The organism is Magnetospirillum sulfuroxidans, assembly GCF_018224925.1.
In the GTDB taxonomy this organism is placed as follows: domain Bacteria; phylum Pseudomonadota; class Alphaproteobacteria; order Rhodospirillales; family Magnetospirillaceae; genus Magnetospirillum; species Magnetospirillum sulfuroxidans.
This window is the reverse complement of sequence record NZ_JAGTUF010000039.1, coordinates 1-6540: the sequence shown is the minus strand read 5'-3', so window position 1 is coordinate 6540 and position 6540 is coordinate 1. Positions and strand designations below refer to the sequence as shown.

The window sequence follows — 6540 nt, the reverse complement described above, 5'->3', positions numbered from 1 at the left end:
GATAACTGGGAATTATGGTCGATCAACTTCCCCGAAGCAGTGGATCCCGGGTCGCACATTTGGATTCTGACCCGAACGATCTTACGTGGGATTTTAGCCAACTCACCGGTCTGCAGTTTGAAGCGGAAATTCAGCGCATCGTTCGGCAGGGGGCACGCCCTGACGGAAGGGGTGTCTGGGTGGTGGATACTCCGCGCACAGGCGATCGGGGGAAGGACATCGTTGTCCATTTTAAACGCGACATCACCATCCTGGGCTTGACTTTCAACCCTCCCCGCACCGCCGAGAGTGGGACGCTTTATATTGAATGCAAGAAAAATGACGGCAACACTTTATCGCCGGGCGATTTCGGGGGGAGCCTTTTGCAGCTATCCGCCGAAGGGCGAGTGCCAGATTACTTTCTTCTTGTAACGAACTCCACGTTAACACCAGAACTGCAACACAACTCCAGAGAGCGGTTTCGCGCCAATGGCAGCGCCTTTTATTTGATCGACCGGCGTCGGCTGGCAATGGCCGTCCAGGGCATTACTTCGTCTCTGCCCACCCTAGAGACGATCCCGCCCGCCCCGGCGATTACCGCGTCATATAGCTGTTTTGATCGGGATTCCCTGCGTTGCCTGCTATCTAGTCCAGAGGATGGTGACGGACAACGCGGCAATAGAAAGGTTCTGGAAGCTTTCGTCCGCTTAGACAATTTCTCCGATGAGACGAGGAACGTACGCCTCAGCCTACGCTCGGACATTAACTGGTCGATTATCTCTCAATCCGACAGTGGTGGTGGCGAGGAAAAGGAGTTGATTTTTTTCATCCCGCCCCTCGAAACGCGAACGGCACGATTGCGTCTTGAAAAGACTTCTGTTGAGGGATTGGACGGGCTGCGGTTGGGACTGAATATTGATGGGCGCTCGCGCACCCTTGAAATCCGCGGTAGCAAGCTAGAATTCGACTTCGATCCGCCGCTATTTGGCATCGCTCACCATTCACTTGTCGAGCGCCTTCGATATATGGTGTGCGCCGATCTCCCAGCCAGATTCATCAGCTTGCGGGGCGATGCCGGAACAGGCAAAAGCAAGATCCTTGAGGCATTGTCCGACACCCTGAAAGGTAGTGACTGCTATATCAAGCGTGTCGAGTTAAGGCCTTCCCAGTTAGGTAAAACTCTTCGTCATATCGTTGATGACTTGGCGAACGTGAATAACTGCGAACCACCAAGCACCTCGCCGACGATCGCTGAATTTTTTGAGTTTCTAGACCAAGTCGGTGATCACTATGCCCATTACGTAATCTGCCTTGAGGATTTGCATCACGGCTCCCCTGATCTTCTGGCAGCACTGCGGTCCTTCGGGGATCGCACTTCGGCCAGTAGAGTGACGATTATCGGAACTGGCCGCGTTGACGGCACCTTTCCCAACGATGATTATTTTGCGCTGTTAGACCACATAGCGATCGCCGCCTCAGCACCTCCCGGCGACCATCCTCCGACAGTTGCGGACCTTGCCGTGACACGATGGACCGATGATGAATGCTGTAGTTTCATTCGCGCAACCGTGACCGAAGCGCCTGAGACGGTTGTCGCCAGCATTCACCGAATTAGTGAAAACACGCCCTTCGGCGCCATCCAGGCCATAGAATATCTTCTGGACCTGAAGATCGCGCAGGTCGTCAACCGCAATACCGTTGGAATCACGAATGCGAGCGTGTTCAGCGGAAAGCAGTATATCCCCCAGGGGTTACATGAGCTTATTCAGCGTCGCTGTAATCACTTGGTGGCTAGCTCCAACGCCCAAGCGCGCGTCCTGCTGGTAGCGTTGGCTGCCCTGGGCATGCAAATTCCCTCACAAGATGTACGTAAGCTAGTCCAGAGTGGTGACGACGACCGGGCCCTAATGGCTGCCGAAAAGCATAAATTTGTGGAAGTCCGGGACGGACAGCTTCGCTTTACCCACGAGAACCTGCAAACGTACTTTCTGAACCGCCTAGGAACGACCGCCGATGGCGCAGAGGCTGCCGAAAAGCTTCTGACGACCGGGGAGATCGTCTCCGGCCAACGGCAGAGAGGTCGGCTCGCGATATTCGCCGGTCGCCCCCAAGAGGCTTTTGCCTATTTGCAGCCGCTCTGGCGGCAAGGCACCGGCTGGAGCAACATCAGCTCCCTCAATATTCCTGCCAGCGAACTCCCTTATTTCCAGCCGCTTATCGCGGCCGCCGAGAAATTGGAGGAACCCGATGACGCCATCGCCCGGTTGTGCGTGGCTGAAACTTACTGCGCTTTGCACAATGCATCGCTTGCCATCGCGCTAAAGACAGTCCGAAGTCAGTACGCGATTTTGGGGCGTCTCAAACTGTCTAAAAATCAGCGCGACGGTTTCATGCTGGAACTGAGACAGTTGGAAGCTCACATTCTACTGAACCTTGGCCATGTGCCTTCAGCGCAAAAAATCATGCTCGAAATTGTCGTACAGGCCTCCCATGCCCCGGAGATTTCCGGCAATCATCGCTTAATGTTCGATGTGTACGACCGACTTCAGAACATTCACCATCAACTCAATCACCGAGCACAGTTCGTCAATTTTTCGGAACTGTCGCGGCGTGAGGCAGAAAGCCTAAAGGATGACAAACTGGCATCCCTGGTTAAATCCTCGCGAACCAAAGAACATGCCTTCGATGACCCGGAAAAATTCTTATTCCTGACTGAGCAGGCTACCGAATGGTCCCGTCGTCACGCCAGCCCACGGCATGTCTGCCATGCCAACCTTAACTTGAGCATTGCCAAAATGATGGCCATGCCAACCGAGCGTGAGCGCATCGGCTTGGAAATCGGGGTTTTGGGCACATTACTCGGCGAGGCCGTGAAGAACGCATATTCCTTTTCAATAACGAGGGCCGAACTTGCGTTGGCTACCGCCTATGCCTTGCTGGGCCTCGACAAGGCAGAAAATCGGCGCGCAGCTGAGCGTTACGCCCGACTCGGCATCGAATCATGCCTGCGGTACGGCAATGGCTTCTTTTTTTGGCAATTGCACAACCTACTTGCCATCACCGAGTTGCACGAAAGCGATTCTAACTTAGGCAGAGCATTCGGCCATTGGCAGACGGCGCTACATTACCTGGACCAGCAAGGATTGTTATTCCTGGGAAACCTGGACAGTTGTAGCCCCAATCTGGCGGTACTCAGCAACTTGATCCGCTTCAGATTGGAAAGCGAGGGAGAGCGTGGCGCCGAAGCCGTGGTTAAACACTTGCGCTCCTACGACAGTGGCCAGTTGACACCTGCGGAATGGTTCCAGACCGTCCTCCGAAGCGTATTGGATCACGGTCTGATCGGTCGGTCGAAGCCATTGCCCATTCCTTTCCGGGAGCCTGTTAGTAACTATCTGTTAGCGCTTCGCTGATTTCCACATATTGCACATCCACCGTTTCGAGAGGCGTCAAGTGCATAGCATGCTTTTGCAGAGCAACCTTACCGAGATGGTTGTTGCTGTAGCCCCTTGGCGAAGCGTCAGGAGCCAGCCTATTTGATGTAAAGCGAGAGAATTTCTGGCACACCTCAGTCGTCCGACTGACGCCACTCAGTCATATGGCGTTAGCAATATTCAAAGGCTATCAACGGCTTGTTTCCGCCCCCTATGTACCTTCTAATTGGTGTTGCTAAAAATTCTACAATATAATCGTTTGCTTTGGACTCAGGTCATTTCCAAACGCACTATTGCTGAGTGATAGTGATGCGATTTTGTCTAGAGAATCGCGTGCAAGCTCTGAGACATCCTGCACCGTACCGCCGCAAATAAACTTGAGGTCTCCCGTCTTTCTTCTTTCCATTAATGACCTTGTACAATCATATGACCATATCCTTATGTGCGGCAGTTCCTGGATGTGCCCACCGACTCCGGTGTGGAGCGCAAATGCAGCATCGTCAACACCAAGTGCTATATCGTCATTCAGGCATACAAATGTCATGCATTTTGAGGTTTCATTCGTCGATATCATGTGCATTAGCGACTTTCTATAGGAATCATCTCGCGACTTAATCGGGTCGCAGCTTATTGTTCCTCGAAAGTGATTTGCGTAACTACCGTATCTGATCTTACCATTTTCGGACATTGGGCTTTCATGGCAGACCCAATACACACTTTCATCTTTAGAGTGGGCGTCGAGGATGCTGCGCATGGCTTCGCTTAACTTGTAATTGTCATAGTGGGAAAACTTCACATTTTTTGTATCCAGGAACTCACTGTCATTACTTTTGTCTACGATAACAACTGGCCTGGATGTTCTCTTTATGAAATCAATCATTTTTCTGCGACCTTCCGCAGATGAGGCCGCCGGCAAGTAAAGAATTCCCGATAAAGCTTTTCCCAGCGTTTCCAATCCAGCCAAGCGGAATTCAAGCGTATTTGGCCGCGTCGTGTCTATAATTATGGGTACTAATTTTCTGGTGGTGCATTCATCTAAAATTGCAGCAACCAGCTCCCTGAAAAACACCCTATCAAAATCTCCGCCACACACTATTGCGACGAAGGAGTCGCCCGACAGCTTCCTAAATAGGTTCAGTTTTTCTCCGACTGATTTTGCAAATGAATGCAAAACTCGAATGGAAGCTGATGTTATAAACTTTTCTACGATCGGCGTCATGTCATTACCATATTTAGATCTTGGGTTAACTACCTTCATTGTTAACGTCATTTATTTTTATATCTTGTATGCCTGCATCTCCGGTGCGTCTACGGAGGAAATTTCGTGTTACTCATTACTCTCTATACTTGAGCGATGGCGACCATCTGGCCGCTGCCTTGTGGTTACAGGCAGCGCTTCGGCGCTCATTGAATTACGGACAGCTTCGTCTTCGCTGATCCCGATCCACCAGGATGTTTTCCACGACGACCGCATCGAGGGCGCTACGGTGCAGCATGGCAAGCGCCTCCGCCGGAGTCTCGACTATGGGTTCACCTCGGTTATTCAGCGATGTGTTCATGAGAACCGGAACGCCAGTTTGCATTCCCATGATCGTAAGCAGGCGGTGCAGGAAGGGTTCGTCCTCCTGACGTACCGCCTGAACCCGAGCCGAGCCGTCAATATGGGTTACTGCGGGGATTCTTTCTTTCCATTCCGATCGAACTTGCGCCGTCAGCAGCATGTGCGGAGATGGCGCGGCTAACTCGAAAATGGAGAACTGATCTTCCCACCGCACCATGGGGGCCAAAGGACGGAAATCCTCTCGATGTTTGACGTAGCGATTCATGTGGGCATGCATGCGGGGATCGGTCGGACTGGCCAGAATGCTGCGATGCCCGAGTGCGCGCGGCCCCATCTCACTGCGCCCTCGGCACAATCCGACAGTTCGTCCCTCTTGCAGCCGCGCCACAATCTCGGCAACCAGCGATTCGTTGTCGAGTATTCGCGCCACCCCGCCCAGCCCCGCCGCCTCGATGGCGGCCCAGGCCGCTTGCGGCTTCGGCTCGGGACCTTGATATGGTGAAACAAGCCCCGGAATGAGCCTGCCCTCCGATCTTTCGCAGGCAAAATAGGCTGCCCCGATAGACTGACCATCGTCACCACAGGCGGGAACGATGTGGACGTTCTTGAAGCCAGCTTCCCTGACTATCTTGTGGTTCAGGACGCAATTGAGGAACAGGCCGCCAGCTAAACATAGGTTGTCTGATGGGCTAAGCTCACGAACATGCTTGCAGACCGCCAGCACCATACCCTCGACCGCTGACTGGGCTGTGGCCGCAACATCCTTGGCCCGTTCACGAACGAACCGTCCAAATGACATGCCGCTGGCAGCGCGCAACTCTTCCAACTCGGCCATCATGTCGGCCATCGATAGAGGAAAATCCGGCGGGTTCAGCGCATGGGCGGGTGGCCCGAATAGGGGGGTTCCCCAGGCGGCCAAGCCCATGGTCTTGCCGCTTTGCCCCCAACCAAAATTCAGGGCGTAAGTGAACTGTTCGTATTTGCGGGCAAAACTGATCTGCTTGGGGCGATCCCATTCACCCATATACGGCATGCAAAAAAAATTGCGCCTCTGGACGTCACTGGAGGGCAAATCCTGCGGCCGCGACCAGATCTGCTCGATTCCATCCGGCGAAGCTCGATAGGCGCTCTCGGCCTCCAGGTACTGCCCCGCCAAATCCCCCGCACCGTCGGCAACCAAAATTGCCGCGTCTCGAAAGGGGCTTGTAAAAAAGGTGGAATAAGCATGGGCCAGATGATGTCCCATGCAGAAAACTGTTGCATCGGGCAAGTCGAACTCTGCCCGGAAATCCGCAATCAAATGGGGGCCGAGCGTGTCCATGTCTACGAAGGCATAGGTGATAGCAAACGCGGATACCTGCTCCAACAAGAACCCTAGCGATCGAGCCAGGACATCAAGGCTACGGCGAGGGAAGGCCACAGAACGGGAATGCTTTACCCGGTCCACACGCTCCTCGGCCAAATGGCCAACCAAAGTCCCATTCTCTACCACGGAAACGCTACGGTCGTGACCGATATGGATACCCACGTAGAGGAGTCGATCAGCAGCCATAATTCCCAGTTATC

At 53.4% G+C, this 6540-nt stretch carries 3 protein-coding genes; 1 reads left to right on the top strand and 2 read right to left on the bottom strand.

What is annotated here, in order from left to right:
* Positions 1–59 precede the first annotated feature (59 nt).
* A complete protein-coding gene (locus KEC16_RS19370) occupies positions 60–3392 on the top strand; it encodes an AAA family ATPase (RefSeq protein WP_211552032.1) in 3333 nt (1110 codons plus the stop codon).
* Between the two features lie 265 nt (positions 3393–3657).
* Here KEC16_RS19370 and KEC16_RS19365 read toward each other — a convergent pair whose 3' ends face one another.
* Positions 3658–4632, bottom strand: coding sequence for a LacI family DNA-binding transcriptional regulator (locus tag KEC16_RS19365; protein ID WP_211552030.1), 975 nt, complete (start codon positions 4630–4632; stop codon positions 3658–3660).
* Between the two features lie 193 nt (positions 4633–4825).
* Complete coding sequence (locus tag KEC16_RS19360; RefSeq protein ID WP_211552028.1) at positions 4826–6526, bottom strand: carbamoyltransferase C-terminal domain-containing protein; 1701 nt, start codon at positions 6524–6526, stop codon at positions 4826–4828.
* Positions 6527–6540 lie beyond the last annotated feature (14 nt).